The sequence below is a fragment of the Neisseria sp. P0001.S005 genome (assembly GCF_051963715.1).
In genome coordinates this window covers 1-605 of sequence record NZ_JBQCTZ010000500.1, presented here as the reverse complement: position 1 = coordinate 605, position 605 = coordinate 1, and the positions used below count along the sequence as shown (strand labels likewise).

Here is a 605-nt window from a genome sequence, read left to right as displayed (position 1 = left end):
AAATTCAAATCCGCCGATATTTTGGGCTATATGGTTGCCGCTTCCCTGTTGCGCGAATTGGGTCCCGTATTGGCGGCGATTCTTTTTGCCAGCAGCGCGGGCGGTGCCATGACTAGCGAAATCGGCTTGATGAAAACCACCGAGCAGCTTGAAGCAATGAACGTGATGGCGGTCGACCCTGTGGCACGCGTGGTTGCGCCGCGCTTTTGGGCGGGCGTGTTTTCCATGCCTTTGCTGGCGTCGATTTTCAACGTTGCCGGTATTTACGGCGCGTATTTGGTCGGCGTCGAATGGCTGGGTTTGGATGGTGGTATTTTCTGGTCGCAAATGCAAAACAACATTACCTTCCATTACGACGTCCTCAACGGCTTAATCAAATCCGCCGCTTTCGGCGTAGCCGTTACGCTGATCGCCGTACATCAGGGTTTTCACTGCGTACCGACTTCCGAAGGTATTTTGCGCGCCAGTACACGCACCGTAGTGTCTTCCGCCCTGACCATCCTCGCCGTCGACTTCATTTTGACCGCGTGGATGTTTACCGACTAAAGGCCGTCTGAAACGACACTTAAAAAGAATGAAACAAGGACAATAGCACATGAAAAAAA

Annotated in this window: 1 protein-coding gene; it reads left to right on the top strand. The window is 52.4% G+C overall.

Going from position 1 to position 605, the window contains the following annotated elements:
* The coding region (locus ACTHSP_RS21305) for an MlaE family lipid ABC transporter permease subunit (protein WP_440346919.1) at window positions 1-546 on the top strand (546 nt) is incomplete at its 5' end.
* Window positions 547-605 lie beyond the last annotated feature (59 nt).